Below are 18,100 nucleotides of genomic sequence, written 5' to 3' on the forward strand. Positions count from 1 at the left end.
AATATGAATGTAGCAATACTTGTAGAAGATCTTTTTGATGAGAGAGAATTAATTTATCCTTTTTATAGATTTAAAGAAGAGGGATATAAAGTTTTAACTATTTCTACAATAAAAAATGAGATTGTTTCAAAACATGGATATAAACTAAAAACAGATTTTAAAATAGATGAGATTGAAAACAAAGAGTTTGATATTATTTTTATTCCAGGAGGCTTTTCTCCCGATAAATTAAGGTCAAATAATAAAATATTGAATTTTGTAAAAGAACATTTTTATCAAAATGCTTTAATATGTGCTATATGTCATGGACCATGGGTTTTGATTTCTGCAGGAATTTTAAAAGGGAAAAAAGCTACAGGCTATTTTTCTATAAAAGATGATATTATCAATAGTAGAGCAATTTATATAAATACAAAAGTTGTAAAAGATAATAACATTATAACAGCGACTGATCCTTCAGCGCTCCCAGAAATGATGAAGAAAATATTTACTCATTTTCAATAAAATGCACGTATCTCTCACATATAATATCGTATACAGTTTTTGCTTCATCTTTTGTATCAAATATCCATTCAATACTTCTTTTTGAAAAATGAAACACTATTATTTCATCTTTTAATAAAAAACTTTCTACATTGTAAAGATTAATAGGCTCAAAATTGTTATAAGATATAATTAATGGCACTTTCATTAAAATCCTTTTATTCATAATTTTATTTATAGGAAATTATATGACAATAAAAATAAAAGATAAAGAAATAGAAACAGAAAAAATAAAAAATATCTATCCAAGCGCAATAATAAGAACAGAAGATGGCTCAACTACTCCTATTTCTATTGAATGGGCTGAGCAAAATAAAGATAAAATTAAAATTGATTCTTATGCAATATTAGTTGTAAAAAAAGATAATACAAAAATTGATATCTATTTTGATGATTTTAATGAAATGGTAAACGCGCTAAAATCAATATTTGATAAATTTAAAAAATAAAATTAAAAAATTCAAAATTATTTCCGATAATTAAGCTGAAAAATATAAATTTTTTAGGGAAGATAAATGGATATAGCTACATTAGTAGGTATGGGTGGTGCCTGGCTTTTAATTATTGTTTCTATAATTATTGGCGGAAGCCCTATGGCTTTTGTGAATGCTCCATCACTTTTAATTGTTGTTGGTGGAGGAATGGCTGCTGCACTTTCAAGTTTTCCTATGAAAGATTTTATAAATGGAGTTAAAGCAGTTGGCAAAGTTTTTAAACCTGGAATGCCTGACCCAATGGAAACAATTGAATTTTTAGTAGAAACTATGAAAAAAGCAAGAAAAGAGGGTATTTTATCATTAGAGTCTGATATAGATAAATATTATGAAAAAGATAGATTACTTGGTGATATTATGAGAATGCTTATTGATGGCCAAGATATTGAAGAGATAGAGAGCAATGTAGATAATGCTTTAGCTCAAATAGATCAAAAACTATCAACGGAAGTAAATGTATGGGATTCATTAGGTGAGCTTTTTCCAGCTCTTGGTATGATTGGTACACTAATTGGACTTATTCAAATGCTTCAAAATCTATCAGATCCTGCAGCACTTGGTCCTGGTATGGCAGTGGCAATGATTACAACACTATATGGTGCAGTACTTGCAAATGTTGTATGTATTCCTATTGTTAAAAAATTGAAATATTATAAAGATGTAGAATTGATGTTTAAAGAGTCTTATCTGATTACTGCTAAAGCAATAGAAAAAGGTTTAAATCCAAACTCATTACAACAAAAATTGGCTGCTCTTTATGGAGTAGAAGTTGGTGAATAAAAATGGCAAGAAAAAAGAAAGAAGAGTGTCCTAGTGTTCCTGGATGGTTAGTTAGTTTTGGTGACTTAATGTCACTTCTTCTTACCTTTTTCATTCTTCTTTACTCTATGAGTACAATATCTTTAGAAAAGTTTTATCAATCTATCAGAGGACTAACTGAAGCTTTTGGCGGAAGAACATTACAAAATAAAGAGACTATTATTCAAGGGAAAAAGGTTAATTTAAATTTTCCTATGTATCCAAAAATAAAAAAGAAAAAAGCAGTACAAAAAAAATTAAATGATATAAAACAGATGCTAGAAAATGCAGGATTTAAAGCAGAAGTAGTATCTCATGGAAGTACAATAACTTTAAGACTATTTTCTGATAAAATTTTTCCTCCAGGTAAAGATATTCCATATAAAGATGTAATTCCATATATTATGACATTTTGTGAAAAATTAAAAGATAGCTCTTTGCCTTTAATAATTGTAGGTCATACTGATAATACACCAATAAAATCAAAAAGGTTTAGTAACAATTTAGAGCTGTCTGCTTCAAGAGCGGTAAATATACTTAGAATGTTTATAAAATGTGGTTACGATGAAAAGGCTTTGGCTGCAGAGGGAAGAGGGGAGTTTGAACCTATTGTTCCAAATGACACACCTCAAAATAGAGCCAAAAATAGAAGAATAGAATTTGTAATAGATCTATCAGTTTAGGATATATTATGGCTAGAAAAAAAGAAGAAGAGTGCAAAAGCATACCAGGTTGGCTTGTTAGCTTTAGTGATTTGATGTCTCTTCTTTTGACATTTTTTATTTTATTATATGCAATGAGTACAGTTGATGTAACAAAAGCAATGAAATTTTTATCATATTTCCAAGGAGAAAACCCAAAATTTGCTCCAGAACAAACTTCAGTAATACCACCAATAGTTCCTTTTTCAACTAATGTTGTATTAAAAGTCAAAAAAAGAATAAAAAAGCTTTTACCTGTTTCAGCTTTTCAGATAGTTGCAACAAAAGAGTATGCTTTAATTAGACTTTTTGATGATATAATTTTTGAGCCAAACTCTTATAAATTAACTCCTAAAGCAAAAAAAGCTCTAAAAGAGATAAGTAAAACATTAATCACAATAAAAAAGAGTCTCAAAAAAAATGAAAAAATTAAAATCAAAGTAGTAGGCCATACAGATATTTCTACACCAAATAAAAAGATTCCAGGCGTAAAAGATTCATGGGATCTTTCTATAAAAAGAGCTACAGCAGTTGCTGAATTTTTAATATCAAATGGAGTAGATCCATCTATGATTTCTGTTACAGGATATGGAAATACAAAACCATTATATAAATGGAGACATCCTATGCTCCAAAGAAGAAATAGCAGAGTAGAGATATTTATAAAAGTTGAAGCAGAGAAGAAAACTCAATAAGCTCCTCCATGCTTAAACTCTTCAATCTCCATCTCAACCATTTTGTCAATCAATATTTTAAAAATATCAGCCACTAAATTTGGAGAAATTCCAAGAGTGCCTGCTAAATGTCTTACATGATTTAAAACATCATTAATTCTTTCATCACTTTTTATCTCATCTACACTAACTTTGAATTTTGCAGCCTGTTTTACATATTTACTTCTTTGAGCTATAAGTTTTACTATCTCTTCATCAATTTTATCTATCTCTTTTCTAACTTCCTCAAGTGTTTTGCATTCTTTCATTTTTTTTCCTCCATATTATTTAATATCATCCATAACACTAGCAGCTTTTTTTAATCTCTCTTTATCAAAATGTGTATAAATTCTTGAAGTATCTAAACTTGCATGACCAAGAGCTTCTTGTACTAATACAAGATCTTTACTTTTTATATAAAGAAGCGTAGCAAAAGTATGCCTTAGCATATGTGCTCCATTTTTCTCTTTTCTAATGCCTGCATTTATCAATATCTTTTCAACAATTCTACTAACATAAGCTTGGGTTAGGGGAGTGCCTTTTTTATTGCAAAATAGAAAATCATTTTCGCATCTTCTAAACAAAAGCCACTCTTGTAAATCCTTATTTATATGTTTAGATTTTATCATAACAATTCTTGATTTATTTCCTTTTCCTACAATTTTTAATAAATATACATCTTTTTCATCTATTATATCTTTTATTTTTAGATTAATTGCCTCAGATACACGTATTCCAGTATATAAAATTATTTTTATCAAAAGCCTGTTTCTTGCTGCTATATCTTGTTTAAAAGGATAATTTTCAATAGAATTTAAAAATTTTGATATTTCATCTTCAGTCATATATACAGGTAGTTTAACACCAGCTTTCCCTCTTAAACCTCCCCAATTTTTCAATTCAATTCCATATACATGAGATTTTCCATCATTTTCAATATTTTGTTTATCAATATATTTAAAGAAGTTTATCATAGAGATTCTATAATTTTTTTTTGTTGCATCGCTTAGACCACCGGTAGAAGAGGTTAGAAAGTCTATAATCATCTCTTCATCAATCTCTTTCATAGATGCTAGACCCAGATATGTAAGATAGTTATAAAGCTTTTCTAAAGGTTTATAGTATGTATTTATTCCAATTATTCCTGCATTTCTTGCTTTTTTTGAAAGATTTGATAACTCTTCAATATTTTGAACACCTTTTGTTAATTTTTCAATAACTTCTGCAATAGTTTTTTGATCTTTTACCTGTCTATTTGACAGAGAAGTTAATTTATATCTTATATATCTTTCTATCCAAAATAGAAGCGTATCATTAAAATTCTCTTTAAAATCCAATGGATATTTCATTAATTCATCCTAATATATTGTAAGTATTGAAAACTATAATTTTCAAACTTTTATCTTTTTTGTTTCACACTATTTTACTAAAAAAAGAATTAGATAAATTTTTAATCAAATTTTTTATTAAGTTAACAGATGTTAATATTACTCCCAAGTTAATATGAACATTTGTTAATATTTATAAAAATAAATGTGAACAATTGTTAATTTATGGAATTTTTATTATGAACAATTGTTAATAATATAGAAAGGAATGCCATGAATTCGGGAAAACAAGATGTAAAAAATAAAAAGACAACAAAAGAGAAAATTTTAGATGCTGCATTGGAGCTAATTTCTGTTTATGGATATAAAGGTGCATCAGTTAGAAAAATTGCAAAAGTTGTTGGCATTAGAGAAAGTGCCATTTATAACCATTTTAAAAATAAAGAAGAGATTTTTAAAGAGATAATGAAAACTCTTTTTACTACCCCTTTTGATGAGTATTTTGAAAAAAAACCTATAGAAACAAATGCTTTAAGAGGAAAAAGATTTTTATCTGAGTATGCTGCAACAATTAAATTAATTACATTTGATGTTAAAAATGAGAAATTTTTTAAAATTATATTGATTGAATTAATGCAAAATAAAAATGTTAGAGATATGTTTTTGAAATATTTTTATGAGGATAATATAAAAAATCTCTCAAAAGCTTTTTTTATTATGATGCAAGAAGGTATGATTAGAACATCTGATCCAATGCTTATGGCTCAAGAATTTTTTGCTCCCCTTTTTTATTATAGATTGCAAGTTACATTGCTTAGACTTGATGGTAAGCATACAACAATGCTTTCAACAATATTTGAAAAACATGTTGATTTCTTTTGGGAAAGCATCTCTATTGGTTGATATTTTTTAATATTAGATTTTTATCGATAGTTAACTCATAAATATCAAAATCATTTGCAAGAAAAAGTCTATTTTTATAATATTTTTTTGCCTCTTCTAAAATTTCTTTGATATTATGTTTTTGTTTATCATGAGATTCAGTATATCTTGGACTAAAATGTGTAAGAATAAGATTTTTAATATTTAAATTTTCAGCAGCAATAGCTACATTTTTTGCTGTTGAATGTTTTATTTTAACTCCTAAAGAGTCATATACATCTTGGGTATAAGTTGCCTCATGAATTAAAAGATCTATATATTTAAATCTTCTTTTAATTTCATCGAATAAAAAAGGATTATCATTATCTCCAGCAATAATAACCACCCTTCCCTTTTTTGGTTTTTCAAGATAATCTTTTGATTCAATAACTTTTCCCTCATAGTAAACTTTACTTCTATTTTTAATCTCTTTATAAATTGGTCCAGGCTTTATTCCATCTTGAAGTAATTTTTCTACATTTAATTTTCCTACATGATCTTTTTCAATTATTGTATATGAAAAAGTAGGAATAGAATGAGACAATAATAGAGTATAAATAGAAAAATTATCAAATTTATACAGTTTATTATTTTCAACCTCAATAATATCTAATTCAAAAGAGAGATTTAGCTGAGTATATTTTAATACAGAATCTATAAGCTCTTTTATATTTTTGGGTCCAAAAATTGTAAGTTTTGAGCACTCTTCAATCATGCTCCTTGATGCAAGCAATCCAAAAATTCCATAAATATGATCACCATGAAGATGGGTTATAAATATATTTTTTAATTTCGCCAAAGATAGATTGGTTTTTAAAATTTGGTGCTGGGTTGCTTCACCACAATCAAAAAGCATCCAATCTTTTCTGTTTTTAAATTTTAAAGATAGAGCGGAAACATTTCTATTTTTTGTTGGTTTTCCAGCACTTGTTCCTAAAAAAATTATCTGCATGATATTTTCTTACATACAAGATTTGCTTTTTTAGCTTTCTCATTTTTATGTGTTAATATATCTTTTTCTTCATAATAGATAATCTCATATTTTATAAAATTGTGAAGTAGCTCATTTGAATTTAGCAGATACTCTCTTTTCATACTATTTTTTAAATTTTTATCGTATACAAAGGTCTCATAAATTAATATACCATCTTTTTTTAGAGCTTCATCTATTTTATAAAAAAGATTTCTATTTAGATAATTTACACATATAATCAAATCATAACAGTTTTTTTTAAAATCAAAATTATCAAGGTCTGCCTCTATTGGATTGATATTTTTTGTATTTTTTAAATATTTTAGTGCCTCGCTTGATATATCTATAGCATCTACAATAAATCCTTTATTGGCTAAAAATTTGCTATTTCTACCATTTCCACAAGCAATATCTAATGCTTTTGATTTTTTAGCTAAATTATAATAATTTTTAACAATGTCAGAAGGAAGAGTTGGTATGTCAACCAAATTTTTGTATTTTTTATCCCATTTAATTTTATCTTCAAACATTTTTTTCCTCTAACTTTTTTAAAAAGTTTTTATAATGTTCAACTTGCAAAAAACTTTTTTCAAGTCTCCATCTTATAACAAATTCAACTATTTTTTCTAATTGCTCCTTTTCTATTTTTTCAGCTCTACCAAAATATCTTAGATTAATATTTTTTAATTTTTTATCCTCTTTTTTAATTCCTATAATTTGAACATATTTTCCCTCTTGTATTTTTGCAAATTCATTTTCATTTAGAGAAATTCCACTTAAATTCATAGCTTTAAATAAAAATATTTCATCAAAATTTTTAACTTTCTCATCAATTTTTAAATCATTATAAATTTTTTTTAATTTCTCAATGTTATTTTTTCTAATAACTTCTAAAGAGATTAATTTATCTGTAAGTTTTTTTAATTTTTCGATTTTTGAATCCATTTTTATCCTTTTGAAAAATACATATTAAATAATATAACAAATATCTTTAATTATGTTTTAGTATAATTGCAAATGTATTATAAAAACTTAAAGGTTATCTATGGATTATCTTCAAATAGAAGGTGGTAAAAAATTAAGTGGAACTGTTGAAATATCTGGAGCTAAAAATGCTGCACTTCCTCTTATAGCATCAACAATTCTATCAAAAAATGTAGTAAATATTTCCAATATTCCTAATGTTAAAGATATAAGAACTCTTTTAAATCTACTCAATATTTTAGGTGCAAACTTTTGGTATGAAAAAAATAGAGCAAAAATTGATACCTCCTTTATAACTAGCACCACAGCAGTTTATGATATTGTTAGAACAATGAGAGCCTCTATTCTTGTTCTTGGGCCTTTGCTTGCAAGGTTTGGTCATTGTGAAGTAAGTTTGCCTGGCGGTTGCGCAATAGGCCAAAGACCAATAGATCTACATTTGAAAGCTTTGAGTTTAATGGGTGCTGAAATAGAGATAAAAAATGGTTATGTATTAACAAAAGCAAAAAAAGCTCTTAAAGGGACACATATAATATTTGACAAAATAACAGTTACAGGAACTGAAAATATTGTAATGGCCGCAGCTTTGGCAAAAGGAACTACAACTATTGTAAATGCTGCTAAAGAGCCAGAAGTTATTCAACTTTGTGAAGTTTTAAAAAAGAGCGGAGTTGATATAGAAGGAATTGGTACAGATGAGCTAAAAATTGTTGGGACTGACAGAGAACTTCTTAATTTTGAAGATTTTAGTGTTATACCAGATAGAATTGAGGCTGGAACTTATCTTTGTGCTGGAGCGATAACAAATTCTAAGATAACAATAAAAAAATGTGATCCAAATCATATGGATGCAATATTAACAAAATTTACCCAGATGGGCTTTGATTTAAAAATAAAAGATAATGAAATTACAATATTGCCTGCAAAAAAAATTTATCCTATAGAGATAATAACATCTGAATATCCAGGCTTTCCAACTGATATGCAAGCTCAATTTATGGCTCTATCCCTAAAAGCAGATGGTACATCAATAATTGAAGAGAGACTTTTTGAAAATAGATTTATGCATGTTAGTGAACTTATGAGATTTGGAGCAAATATACATCTAAAGGGAAATATTGCAACAATTAATGGTCCTTGTAAGCTTTATGGGGCTGATGTGATGGCAACTGATTTAAGAGCTAGTAGTGCTTTAGTATTAGCTGGATTAACAGCTAAAGGAACAACAAAAGTGCATAGGATTTATCATCTTGATAGAGGTTATGAAAATCTTGAGAAAAAACTTAAAAATCTTGGAGCATCTATAGAGAGATTAAAAGAATAGTCTAACAAACTTTTCAAATTCAACAGGTTTACTAAAATGGTATCCTTGAAAATAATCAATTCCCATCTTTTTTAGAGCATTAAATTGCTCTTTTGTTTCAACTCCCTCTGCAATAGTTTTTAAATTCATACTTTTTGCCATATTTACTATGGTATTAACAATAACATAATCATTATTATCTATTAGCATATCTCTAATAAAACTTCTATCTATCTTTAAATAATTAACATTAAGTTTTTTTAGATATTGCAAAGAGGAATAACCTGTACCAAAATCATCTATACTTAGTTCTATTCCATATTTTTTATTTAATATTGAAATTATCTCAACTGCTTTATCTATATTTTTTATAAATACCTGTTCTGTAATTTCAAGATTTAGATATTTATAAAAATCTGAACTATTTATAATTTTTATCAATCTATCTATCAATTGATCGCTGTAAATATCATATCCAGATATATTTACACCAATTGGAATTTTTTTAGGAATTTTATGAAAAGCATTTTTTGCTAATCTTAATACTTCGTTGGTTATATCTTGAAGCATATTAAACTCAGTAGCAACATCTAAAAATTCATTTGGATATATAAGCCCTTTTTTTGGATGTTTCCATCTTATCAGAGCTTCTGCTCCAACAATTTTTTTATTTTTATCAAATTGAGGCTGAAAATATAGAATAAACTGTTTTTCTTTTAAAGCAATCTCTAAATCTTTTTTTATTTCATAAATTCTATCTATCTCTTCTTTCAATTTCAAATCGTAAACTTTGATACTGTTTTTAGACTCTTTTTTTATTTTATACATTGCACTATCTGCAAACTTTAAAATATCATAAACATTTTTTATATGTTCATCTATTACTACAATTCCAATACTTACAGTTGAATTTACAATGTGTCCTTTTATTTCAATTGATTTTGATATCTCTTTAGAGATTCTACTTGCAATTTCAACAGCTTCTTTTAAAGCTATATGTTTATTATCGGAAATATTTTGCAACAATATACCAAATTCATCTCCACCAATTCTTGATGCAATATCTATATCTCTTATAGATTTTTTTAAAATATCGGCTACACTTTTTAGATAAATATCTCCAATATTGTGACCTAAAGAATCATTTATATCTTTAAAATTATCAATATCTATATATAAAAAAACACTATAAACTTTTTCTCTTTTTAATCTATTAATAGCTAATTTTATATTTTCAAATAGAATTGCTCTTTTGGTAAGTTTTGTAAGTTCATCATAATAAGCAAGCCTTTCTATCTGTTTTTGTGACTTTTTTAATTTTGTTAAGTCAATAACTACCCCTACCCCTTCGATAACTTTATTGTTTAACTCAACAAAAGAGGTGTAAAGTTCAATAAAAAAATCTTTTTTTGAAAATGTTGATTTATACTCTCCTCTATAAAAGCCATTTTTCTTTCTAAAAACATATTTAAGTGCAGGAATAATCCTTTTATCTATTAATTTGTTCATATTTAAACCGATTAATGTATTCTTATTTACATTAAGAGTTTGTGAAAAATAGTTATTACAATCAATTAAATTTAATTTATCATTATAAAAAAATATACCTATTGGAATATTATTAAACAGGTGAAAGAAACGCTGATTTTGAACATTTAACTCTTTTGATTTATTTAAATAATCTATTTTCAATTTAATTACCTCTAAATAATGCTTATAAGTTTTTAAAGAAATTTTTAAAATCATTAAAAGATACATTATTAAAATAATAGCCATTAATTTATATATTTCATTGCTTAAAATAAAAAATTTAATTGCAGGGGGCAAAATTAGCCCTATTTGAAAAAGAGTAAGAGCAACTCTTGAATATGAAAGTGAAGATATTCCACCAGCACTAATTCCAGCAATTAAAAATATTAAAAAAGATTGTAAAATCTCACTTTTTGGAAATGCGATAAAAAATATTGAAGAAAATACTATTGAAGATAAAAAAGTCAAAAATATAAAAGACTTAAAAAATTTAGTGTAATTTTTAGAGTGAAAATATTCTTTTTTTAATAAAAGTCTTATTATGTTAATAATTAAAATTAAAAAAAACCAATAAATTACAATCTCTTTTTTTTCGTAAAAATATAAAACTATAGCAGCAATAAAAGATAAGATAACAAGAGAAGGCAGAGAATATTTTAAATTTAGAAAAAGCTCATCTAATTGCTCTTTAAAAATTTTTTCTTTAAACAAAATCAAACTCTTTTATTTTAAATTAAATCATAATTCTTACGAAGCTTGAATTATGCCAAAATTTTTAATCTTCATCAAAAATAATTATTTCATAATTGTTTTTTCTTTGAACAACTGCCCTATTCTTTGGTACATAACCTTGAGATTTGCACTCATTTAATTCTTCTCTTAACTCTTCTATCTCTTTTTCCATCTCATTAATCTGCTCTTTTAATCTTAAAATTATATCTACTCCTGCTAAGTTAACGCCAAGCTCTCTTGTAAGTCTTAATATCATTTTAATTCTATCTATGTCTCTTTGAGAATAGAGTCTCATTTTCCCTTCGGTTCTTGAAGGAGCAATTAATCCTTCTCTCTCATATTGTCTAAGAGTTTGTGGATGTATATTTAAAACTTTTGCAACAACACTTATCAAAAACACTGGTTCATCATATCCGTACATTATTCACCTCCTGGTAGTCTCTCTTCCATCAATTTTGCAAGCTCTGGATCAAGCTCTTCTACTTTTGGCAAAATAATATTAGCTTTTAAATAAAGGTCTCCTTTTAATTTTGTTTTTCTGTTTAATACTCCAAGCCCTTTCACTCTAAATTTTTGTCCACATTTGGTATTTTTTGGAACCTTTAAGGTGATCTCTTTTTCTAAAGTATTTACTTTTATTTTACCACCAAAAAGAGCAGTTTTTAAAGGAATATCAATTGTTTTATAAAGATTATCTCCTACTCTTTCATATTCTGGATCTGGAGCAACTTCAACTTTTAATAACAGGTCTCCTCGTCTACCTTGATAAGCTTTACCTTTTCCTCTAATTCTTAGAGTATCGCCATCTTTTAAACCAGCCGGAATTCTCACATCAAAAGTTTCACCATTTATTGTTATTGAATGAACTCCTCCCAAAATTGCAGTTCTAAAAGGAATAGTTATTTTTGCATGAATATCTAAATCTGGCTGTGCAAACTCTTCAAATCCACCAAATCCAAATCCACCTGCTCTTTCAAAACCACCAAAACCACCACCAAAAATATTTCTTAATATCTCATCTAAATCCACGCCACCTTGAAAATTTTGTTGTGCAAAATCGTGGAAATTTTGGCCACCAAACATTGAGTCACCAAATTGATCATACTGCTTTCTCTTCTCAGGATCACTTAAAATCTCATAAGCTGCATTTATCTCTTTAAATTTCTCTTCGCATTCAGGATCTTTACAAATATCTGGATGATATTTTCTTGCTAGTTTTCTATAAGCTTTTTTTATCTCATCAGCAGAAGCATTAGGGCTTACTCCTAAAGTATCATATAAACTTTTACTCAATTTTGCCCTCCATAATCTTTTTGTTACAATAATTATATCACAAAAGTTTAGTCTTAGTCAATCAACTATTTTTATAAAAATATACCCAACTATTAACTATTTTTCTATTTATATTTACACAATATTTTTCTCTTTTATATTCATAATTTTTTAGATTAAATTTTGATGCATCTTCATATTTATCAAGAATTTTAAAAACCTTTTTAGGATTTTTTATCAGATATAACTCTCCCTTTACTCTATTTTTGAAATATAAAGATTTTTTAACCCCAGGATACCATGAAATTTGAAAAATTTCTCCTTTTATATAGCCAGGACCGATAAATTTAGAATATTTTCTTAGAAATTTTGAGTATCTATTATTAAATTTACTCATTAAAGTACCATAAACAAAAAGATACTCATATCTCATTTTTTAATATCTCACCTTCCCCTATTACAACTTTTGGAAATGCACCAAGATAATATGGGTCTTTATTCCAAACGAGTAAACTTGCCCATTTGCCAACTTCTATACTGCCTAAAATATTTTCTATTTTTAATATTTTTGCACTATTAATTGTAATAAGCTTTAAAGCCTCTACTTCATCCATTCCTTGAATTAAAAAATATTTGAGTAAATCTCTTAAATTATGGATATTTATAACTGGATGGTCAGTCATAAGAGCAAAGTTTGCATTTGATTTTATAAGAGATTTTACATTTTTGTAGCTGTAATTTTTAAGCTCTGTTTTATAACCTAAACTTCCAATAGGTCCATAAATTATATCTATATCATTTTTTCTTAATAAATTAAAAATCTCTATATCATTTACATCAATGGTATGTTCAGCTGTAACTCTTAAATTGTATCTTTTTTTCAAATTTATTAGATATATAATATCATCAATTTTGTGAACATGAACCTTTGCAATTTTTTCACCTTTTAAAAGCTTTAAAAACTCTCTATCTTCTTTAGAGAATGTTAACTCATACTCTTTTTTTATAAAATCTTTTTCGATTTTTTTCTCTTTTTGGGATATATTTTTTTTATTTAATTCGTATAAAGATTTTTCATATTTTAATTTAGCATCTTTTTCTTTTTTTAAAATCTCATCAAATTTTTTTTCAAGAAGGGCATAAGCGCCCATTCTTGTATTGGGTCTTTCTCCTCTCCAAGAAGTTGTAGACCTTGGATTAAAACCAAGAGCCATTTTATAGCCATAATCTTTTATCTCGATATCTTTTATATTTTTTGAAAAATTTCTAATTATTTTTGCTTTTCCACCTATTAAGTTTCCACTTCCTGGAACAACGCAGCTATATAAAACTCCAAAATCAACAGCATTTTTAAAAGATTCATCATCAGTATAGATTGAGTTTATAGGATCATTTAAAATTTGAAATTGACTAAGCTGCTCATTTCCTTCGCTCTCACTTGAGGGCTCCCCTTCTCTAAACATCCCGATATGGTTATGAGCATCAATAAATGCAGGGGTAACAACCCCTTCAAAATCATATTTTGATTTTTTACTTTTAAATATATCAACTATTTTATTATCTTCTATTTTTATAAATAAATTTTTGTTTTTTGTAAAACCATCATATAAAGTTGTTGCCTTTATTATCATTATTTCTCCAAAGCTTTCTTAATTAATTTATTTAGTGAATTACTAAATTCACTAATATTTTTTATATCCATACCTTCTAACATTCTTGCTTCGTTAAAAATTACAATAGCTATATCTTTAGCCAAACTAAAATCATTTTTCAAAACCATTTTTGAAAAAATCTCATGATTTGGATTGATTTCAAGTATCGCTTTTGGCTCTGGTATATCAAAATTTCCCACCTGTCTCATCATTTGATATGTCTGAAATTCTGGATCATTTTTATCAAAAACTAAACATGCTGGATTTTCTGTTAATCTTGAAGTAATTTTTACATCTTTGACTTCATCTTTTAAACTATCTTTTATTGCTTTTACTAAATCTTTGTATTTTTCCTCATCAATTTTAATTTCACCAAAATCCTCATCAACTTCTGTACTACTAATTGATTTTAATTTTTTATCTTTATATTCATTAATTGATGGAATAACAAAACTATCTATTTCATCATTAAATAATATTACTTCAAAATCCTCTTTTTTAAATCTATCAAGAAGCGGAGAGTTTTTAAGCTCCTTTTCTCCCACTAAATAATAGATAGATTTTTGATTATCTTTCATCCTATTTATATATGTTTTAAAATCGATATATTCATCGCTTTTCGATGTTTTAAACATGATTAGATCAAGCAGTAAATCTTTATTTTCATAATCGCTTAAAAGCCCCTCTTTTAAGACTTTTCCAAAAAGCTCCCAAAATTTTATATATTTATCTTTATCTTTTTCTTTAAGTTTTTTTAGCTCATTTAATATTTTCTTTACAGAAGCTTTTTTTATTTTTGATAAAACTATATTGTGTTGTAGCATCTCTCTACTAATATTTAATGGAAGATCTTCTGAATCTATAATACCTCTTATAAATCGCAAATATATTGGAATTAACTCTTTATCCTCCATTATAAAAACATTTTTTACATACAGTTTAACTCCCGGTTCAAAATCCGCTCTAAAAAGATCAAATGGTCTAACTGATGGGATATAAAATAGAGTGGTATATTCTAAAGTTCCTTCTGCTTTTGTATGAATCCAATATAGTGGATCACTATTATCATGAGATATTGTTTTATAAAACTCTATATACTCTTCATCTTTTATCTCTGATTTATTAAGTTTCCAAAGGGCACTTGCTTTGTTTATCTGCTCCTCTTTGTCACCCTTTTTTAAAAATATCTTATATGGAATATGGTCGCTATATTTTTTTACTATATCTTTTATTCTCCACTCATCTAAAAACTCTTTGTTTTCATCATTTACATATAAAATTACATCTGTCCCTTGAGAATCTTTTTTAGCTTCATCAATTTCAAACTCATCTTTTGCACTACTCCTCCAAATCCATGCCTTTTCATCACCAGCTTTTTTTGATACTACTTCTACCCTATCTGCAACCATAAATGCACTATAAAAACCTACACCAAATTGACCGATAAGTTTTGCATCCTTTTTAGCATCCCCACTTAAATTTTCTAAAAACTTTTTTGTTCCGCTTTTTGCTATTGTTCCAAGATTTTCAACCAAATCAACATCATCCATTCCTATTCCATTATCACTTATAATCAATCTTTTTTCTATCTCATCGATAGTTATTGTGATTTTTGGCTCAAATACAAAATCTTTAAATTTTTCATCCTTTAATCTTAAAAGATTTAATTTATCAATAGCATCATTTGCATTTGAAATAAGCTCTCTTAAAAAAATCTCTTTATTTGAATATAATGAGTGGATCATTAAATGTAATAACTTACTTACCTCTGCTTCAAAATGGTGTTTAGCCATTTTGCCTCCTTGAAAATTTTTTTATTATTATAGCAAAATAGTTAATAAAGTTGAGTTTATTTATGTAAGATTTAATGAGTTTAGAAGAATAAAAATTTATTGAGAAAAAGCCTCTTTTTCCAAATTTTTCAATTTTTCAAAAATCTTTTCATCATCTGGTAGTTTTTCTATTTTTTCATTTCTTAGTTTAGATAAAATCATATAAGCAATTTCTTGCTCATTAAATTTCAAAAGAATATTTTTACTATACTCTTCAAATCTTTTATATCCGCTATTTTTAAAATCATCAATTATTATTTTTAAAACATCATTTAATTTTCTAAGTGGTACAGCCCAAAAAATAAGTCTTGCTGGGATTTCTCCTTTTGTATATAATCCTCCAAGATATAATCTTACTCCTCTTTCTACTTTGCCAAAAAGATTTGTTCTAATTCCAACAAATCCAATATCAGCCAATATATGTCTTCCACATCCTTTCAAACAGCCACTGTAGCCAACTTTTATCCTGTATCTATTAATTTCTTTTAATATTAAATTATGAGACTCCTTTTTTGTATCAAAAAGAGAATAGATACAGTATCTACTTCCTGCGCATACAGTTATATTTTGATTATTTGATAAAGGTTTTATAGAAAAATTTTTATCACTAAAGCCAATTATATAGATATTTTGATCAACACCTAATCTTATCTCTTTATCTTTTGCTTCTTTTATTAAATTTTCAAATGTTTCAATATCTATTTCACCAAAATCTGTTTTAAATCTATATGCAAATTTTTTGTTCTTTAATTCAAACCAATCATCATCTGTTTTAAAATCTTCTGATATTAACTCTCCACTACTTTGCAATTTTTTATTATAAAACTCTTCAATCTTTTCTTTAAATCCCTCCATAGATATTTTTTCAATTAAATGAAAAAGTCTAGCTTTTGTTCTATTTTCTCTTAGACCATATTTTTTATATGCTTTTATTATTGCATCATACATAGGAATGACTTCCTCTTTTTTAACAAAAATATCAGCAGATTTTGCAAACTCTGTATTTTTCCCGCCCAAATAGATATTAAATCCAAAAACTCCATTCTTTTTAGCTAAAGCAAAGTAGCAATCATTTCCAAAAAAAGAGGAGATATTCTTTATATTTGCACTTATTGCAGTATTAAATTTTCTAGGAATCATTCCTATAAATTCAGGGTTTTTTAAAAATAGAGACTGCATTTTCAAAATAATAGGATAAACTTCAAAAACACTCTCTTTACCTATTCCATCAAGTGGGTCAGTAATGATATTTCTAAAATTATCGGTTAATGTTTGAAATGTGGTAATTTTATTTTCTTCTAAATTTTTATGTATTTTTATCACATTTTCTAAAGATAGATTATGAAGCTCAATCTGCGCTCTTGCTGTGATTAAAATCTTTGCTTCATACTTTTTTGCTAAATGAATAATTTTTAAAAGTGATTCATTTTTTACTCTTCCCCCTGCTATTCTGATTCTTAACATAAATTTTTCAGGATTTAGCTTTGTATTATAGATACCAAAATTTTTTAAATAAAATCTATCGCTCTCTTTAATATTTTCAATTTTTAAATTATTTATATTTTTGTAATATTCAAAAGGCGATAGCTCTATTTTTAATTTTTCAATTTTATTTAATTTCATCAAATAGCTCTTTTAATTCTAAAGCGTTTTTTATTGCTGCTCCGCTAGCAGTATTATCAAATATTATAACTGTATCTTTTGCTTTTGATTTTTTAACAGTTTTTGCAATATTTAAAAGAAAATTTTTATCATATTCACTATAGTAAATTTTTGGAGAGCCGTGTAATCTATAATAAGAAAAATCTTTCCAACCTCCTGGCTTTTTGTCAAAATCAAATCTACTAGGATCTGCTGCTACAGTAGAAATTTTATAGAATTTCAATAGTTCTTCAGCTTCTATCCAAGAACTGCTTCTTGCTTCTAATGCTATATAACCATTATATGATTTTCTAAAATTAGAAAAAAATTTTTCAGCAATATTTTCTTCATATTTTAAAGATGGAGGCAGTTGAACTAAAATAGAAAGAAGCTTGTTATCTAAAATAGATATATATGATAAAAAATCTTGTAAAGAATCAATATCTTGAATCTTTGAAATATGTGTTATTTTTTTTGGCATTTTTACACTAAATTTAAAATTTTCTGGTGTGGAGTTAAACCACTTTTCCAAAGTACTTTTTTTAGGCAAAGAGTAAAAAGTTCTGTTTATCTCTGTTATATTAAAAATTTTTGAATATCTTTCAAGATGAGTTCCCTCATTTGGGAAAAAATTTTTATATTCTTTAGGTATATTCCATCCTGCAATGCCAATATATATCATG

21 protein-coding genes are annotated in these 18,100 nt (G+C 26.5%); 7 read left to right on the plus strand and 14 right to left on the minus strand.

Annotated elements, in window-relative coordinates; translation table 11 throughout:
* The first annotated feature begins 3 nt into the window (after window positions 1–3).
* The gene (locus QML81_RS07755) at window positions 4–504 is read left to right on the plus strand and encodes a type 1 glutamine amidotransferase domain-containing protein (RefSeq protein ID WP_281950857.1); all 501 of its coding nucleotides are present in this window, start codon (window positions 4–6) and stop codon (window positions 502–504) included.
* Here the strand turns inward: QML81_RS07755 and QML81_RS07760 are convergent.
* A complete protein-coding gene (locus tag QML81_RS07760) occupies window positions 488–691 on the minus strand; it encodes a hypothetical protein (RefSeq protein ID WP_281950858.1) in 204 nt (67 codons plus the stop codon). The two genes, QML81_RS07755 and QML81_RS07760, sit on opposite strands and share 17 nt — an antisense overlap.
* 40 nt (window positions 692–731) lie before the next feature.
* On the opposite strand from QML81_RS07760, the gene QML81_RS07765 reads away from it, so the two are divergent.
* The 4 genes from QML81_RS07765 to QML81_RS07780 all read left to right on the plus strand — a co-directional run bounded on the left by QML81_RS07765 (window position 732) and on the right by QML81_RS07780 (window position 3,231).
* Entirely contained in the window at window positions 732–992 is a 261-nt protein-coding gene (locus tag QML81_RS07765) for a hypothetical protein (protein WP_281950859.1), read from the plus strand.
* A 66-nt stretch (window positions 993–1,058) separates the two neighbouring features.
* Window positions 1,059–1,817 (plus strand): motility protein A, encoded by a 759-nt coding sequence (locus QML81_RS07770; RefSeq protein WP_281950860.1) that lies wholly within the window; start codon window positions 1,059–1,061, stop codon window positions 1,815–1,817.
* Window positions 1,818–1,819: 2 nt separating this feature from the next.
* A complete protein-coding gene (locus QML81_RS07775; RefSeq protein WP_281950861.1) occupies window positions 1,820–2,518 on the plus strand; it encodes an OmpA/MotB family protein in 699 nt (232 codons plus the stop codon).
* Between the two features lie 8 nt (window positions 2,519–2,526).
* The gene (locus tag QML81_RS07780) at window positions 2,527–3,231 is read left to right on the plus strand and encodes an OmpA/MotB family protein (protein ID WP_281950862.1); all 705 of its coding nucleotides are present in this window, start codon (window positions 2,527–2,529) and stop codon (window positions 3,229–3,231) included.
* Here QML81_RS07780 and QML81_RS07785 read toward each other — a convergent pair.
* Entirely contained in the window at window positions 3,225–3,518 is a 294-nt protein-coding gene (locus QML81_RS07785) for a chorismate mutase (RefSeq protein WP_281950863.1), read from the minus strand. The genes QML81_RS07780 and QML81_RS07785 overlap by 7 nt on opposite strands.
* A gap of 15 nt (window positions 3,519–3,533) precedes the next feature.
* On the minus strand, window positions 3,534–4,598 hold the full coding sequence (locus QML81_RS07790; RefSeq protein WP_281950864.1) for a tyrosine-type recombinase/integrase: 1,065 nt from the start codon (window positions 4,596–4,598) through the stop codon (window positions 3,534–3,536).
* A gap of 252 nt (window positions 4,599–4,850) precedes the next feature.
* Here QML81_RS07790 and QML81_RS07795 point away from each other — a divergent pair, with 252 nt between their 5' ends.
* Window positions 4,851–5,480 carry a TetR/AcrR family transcriptional regulator gene (locus QML81_RS07795; protein ID WP_281950865.1) on the plus strand — a complete coding sequence of 210 codons (630 nt, stop codon included), beginning with the start codon at window positions 4,851–4,853 and terminating at the stop codon, window positions 5,478–5,480.
* Here the strand turns inward: QML81_RS07795 and rnz are convergent.
* Genes rnz through QML81_RS07810 form a run of 3 tightly spaced genes read right to left on the minus strand, consistent with a single transcriptional unit; the run spans window position 5,470 to window position 7,416 of the window.
* On the minus strand, window positions 5,470–6,450 hold the full coding sequence (gene rnz / locus QML81_RS07800) for a ribonuclease Z (RefSeq protein WP_281950866.1): 981 nt from the start codon (window positions 6,448–6,450) through the stop codon (window positions 5,470–5,472). The genes QML81_RS07795 and rnz overlap by 11 nt on opposite strands.
* Window positions 6,441–7,001 (minus strand): class I SAM-dependent methyltransferase, encoded by a 561-nt coding sequence (locus tag QML81_RS07805; protein ID WP_281950867.1) that lies wholly within the window; start codon window positions 6,999–7,001, stop codon window positions 6,441–6,443. The genes rnz and QML81_RS07805 overlap by 10 nt, the downstream gene beginning before the upstream one ends.
* Window positions 6,994–7,416 (minus strand): hypothetical protein, encoded by a 423-nt coding sequence (locus tag QML81_RS07810; protein WP_281950868.1) that lies wholly within the window; start codon window positions 7,414–7,416, stop codon window positions 6,994–6,996. The genes QML81_RS07805 and QML81_RS07810 overlap by 8 nt, the downstream gene beginning before the upstream one ends.
* 100 nt (window positions 7,417–7,516) lie before the next feature.
* Between QML81_RS07810 and murA the strand changes: the two genes are divergently transcribed.
* Entirely contained in the window at window positions 7,517–8,779 is a 1,263-nt protein-coding gene (gene murA / locus QML81_RS07815; RefSeq protein WP_281950869.1) for a UDP-N-acetylglucosamine 1-carboxyvinyltransferase, read from the plus strand.
* On the opposite strand, the gene QML81_RS07820 is transcribed toward murA, so the two are convergent.
* The 8 genes from QML81_RS07820 to QML81_RS07855 form a co-directional block, all read right to left on the minus strand.
* On the minus strand, window positions 8,768–10,999 hold the full coding sequence (locus tag QML81_RS07820) for a sensor domain-containing protein (protein WP_281950870.1): 2,232 nt from the start codon (window positions 10,997–10,999) through the stop codon (window positions 8,768–8,770). The two genes, murA and QML81_RS07820, sit on opposite strands and share 12 nt — an antisense overlap.
* 64 nt (window positions 11,000–11,063) lie before the next feature.
* Entirely contained in the window at window positions 11,064–11,441 is a 378-nt protein-coding gene (locus QML81_RS07825; protein WP_281950871.1) for a heat shock protein transcriptional repressor HspR, read from the minus strand.
* Window positions 11,441–12,313 carry a J domain-containing protein gene (locus QML81_RS07830; RefSeq protein ID WP_281950872.1) on the minus strand — a complete coding sequence of 291 codons (873 nt, stop codon included), beginning with the start codon at window positions 12,311–12,313 and terminating at the stop codon, window positions 11,441–11,443. The genes QML81_RS07825 and QML81_RS07830 overlap by 1 nt, the downstream gene beginning before the upstream one ends.
* A gap of 61 nt (window positions 12,314–12,374) precedes the next feature.
* Complete coding sequence (locus tag QML81_RS07835; protein ID WP_281950873.1) at window positions 12,375–12,725, minus strand: gamma-glutamylcyclotransferase family protein; 351 nt, start codon at window positions 12,723–12,725, stop codon at window positions 12,375–12,377.
* Window positions 12,715–13,923 (minus strand): amidohydrolase family protein, encoded by a 1,209-nt coding sequence (locus QML81_RS07840; RefSeq protein WP_281950874.1) that lies wholly within the window; start codon window positions 13,921–13,923, stop codon window positions 12,715–12,717. The genes QML81_RS07835 and QML81_RS07840 overlap by 11 nt, the downstream gene beginning before the upstream one ends.
* Window positions 13,923–15,737, minus strand: coding sequence for a molecular chaperone HtpG (htpG, locus tag QML81_RS07845; RefSeq protein WP_281950875.1), 1,815 nt, complete (start codon window positions 15,735–15,737; stop codon window positions 13,923–13,925). The genes QML81_RS07840 and htpG overlap by 1 nt, the downstream gene beginning before the upstream one ends.
* A gap of 96 nt (window positions 15,738–15,833) precedes the next feature.
* Entirely contained in the window at window positions 15,834–17,399 is a 1,566-nt protein-coding gene (locus tag QML81_RS07850; protein WP_281950876.1) for a hypothetical protein, read from the minus strand.
* On the minus strand, window positions 17,386–18,099 hold the full coding sequence (locus QML81_RS07855; protein WP_281950877.1) for a DUF72 domain-containing protein: 714 nt from the start codon (window positions 18,097–18,099) through the stop codon (window positions 17,386–17,388). Before QML81_RS07855 ends, QML81_RS07850 begins: the two co-directional genes overlap by 14 nt.
* Between the last annotated feature and the right edge of the window lies 1 nt (window position 18,100).

It is taken from the genome of Nitrosophilus kaiyonis (assembly GCF_027943725.1).
Lineage (GTDB): Bacteria > Campylobacterota > Campylobacteria > Campylobacterales > Nitratiruptoraceae > Nitrosophilus_A > Nitrosophilus_A kaiyonis.

What these genes read in the sequence shown, in the direction of transcription:
- QML81_RS07835 (WP_281950873.1), bottom strand. Translation starts at nt 12,725, where the DNA reads ATGAGATATGAGTATCTTTTTGTTTATGGTACTTTAATGAGTAAATTT.
- murA (WP_281950869.1), top strand. Translation starts at nt 7,517, where the DNA reads ATGGATTATCTTCAAATAGAAGGTGGTAAAAAATTAAGTGGAACTGTT.
- QML81_RS07810 (WP_281950868.1), bottom strand. Translation starts at nt 7,416, where the DNA reads ATGGATTCAAAAATCGAAAAATTAAAAAAACTTACAGATAAATTAATC.
- QML81_RS07785 (WP_281950863.1), bottom strand. Translation starts at nt 3,518, where the DNA reads ATGAAAGAATGCAAAACACTTGAGGAAGTTAGAAAAGAGATAGATAAA.
- QML81_RS07795 (WP_281950865.1), top strand. Translation starts at nt 4,851, where the DNA reads ATGAATTCGGGAAAACAAGATGTAAAAAATAAAAAGACAACAAAAGAG.
- QML81_RS07780 (WP_281950862.1), top strand. Translation starts at nt 2,527, where the DNA reads ATGGCTAGAAAAAAAGAAGAAGAGTGCAAAAGCATACCAGGTTGGCTT.
- QML81_RS07775 (WP_281950861.1), top strand. Translation starts at nt 1,820, where the DNA reads ATGGCAAGAAAAAAGAAAGAAGAGTGTCCTAGTGTTCCTGGATGGTTA.
- QML81_RS07855 (WP_281950877.1), bottom strand. Translation starts at nt 18,099, where the DNA reads ATGATATATATTGGCATTGCAGGATGGAATATACCTAAAGAATATAAA.
- QML81_RS07790 (WP_281950864.1), bottom strand. Translation starts at nt 4,598, where the DNA reads ATGAAATATCCATTGGATTTTAAAGAGAATTTTAATGATACGCTTCTA.
- QML81_RS07755 (WP_281950857.1), top strand. Translation starts at nt 4, where the DNA reads ATGAATGTAGCAATACTTGTAGAAGATCTTTTTGATGAGAGAGAATTA.
- QML81_RS07765 (WP_281950859.1), top strand. Translation starts at nt 732, where the DNA reads ATGACAATAAAAATAAAAGATAAAGAAATAGAAACAGAAAAAATAAAA.
- QML81_RS07850 (WP_281950876.1), bottom strand. Translation starts at nt 17,399, where the DNA reads ATGAAATTAAATAAAATTGAAAAATTAAAAATAGAGCTATCGCCTTTT.
- QML81_RS07805 (WP_281950867.1), bottom strand. Translation starts at nt 7,001, where the DNA reads ATGTTTGAAGATAAAATTAAATGGGATAAAAAATACAAAAATTTGGTT.
- htpG (WP_281950875.1), bottom strand. Translation starts at nt 15,737, where the DNA reads ATGGCTAAACACCATTTTGAAGCAGAGGTAAGTAAGTTATTACATTTA.
- QML81_RS07760 (WP_281950858.1), bottom strand. Translation starts at nt 691, where the DNA reads ATGAAAGTGCCATTAATTATATCTTATAACAATTTTGAGCCTATTAAT.
- QML81_RS07825 (WP_281950871.1), bottom strand. Translation starts at nt 11,441, where the DNA reads ATGTACGGATATGATGAACCAGTGTTTTTGATAAGTGTTGTTGCAAAA.
- rnz (WP_281950866.1), bottom strand. Translation starts at nt 6,450, where the DNA reads ATGCAGATAATTTTTTTAGGAACAAGTGCTGGAAAACCAACAAAAAAT.
- QML81_RS07840 (WP_281950874.1), bottom strand. Translation starts at nt 13,923, where the DNA reads ATGATAATAAAGGCAACAACTTTATATGATGGTTTTACAAAAAACAAA.
- QML81_RS07770 (WP_281950860.1), top strand. Translation starts at nt 1,059, where the DNA reads ATGGATATAGCTACATTAGTAGGTATGGGTGGTGCCTGGCTTTTAATT.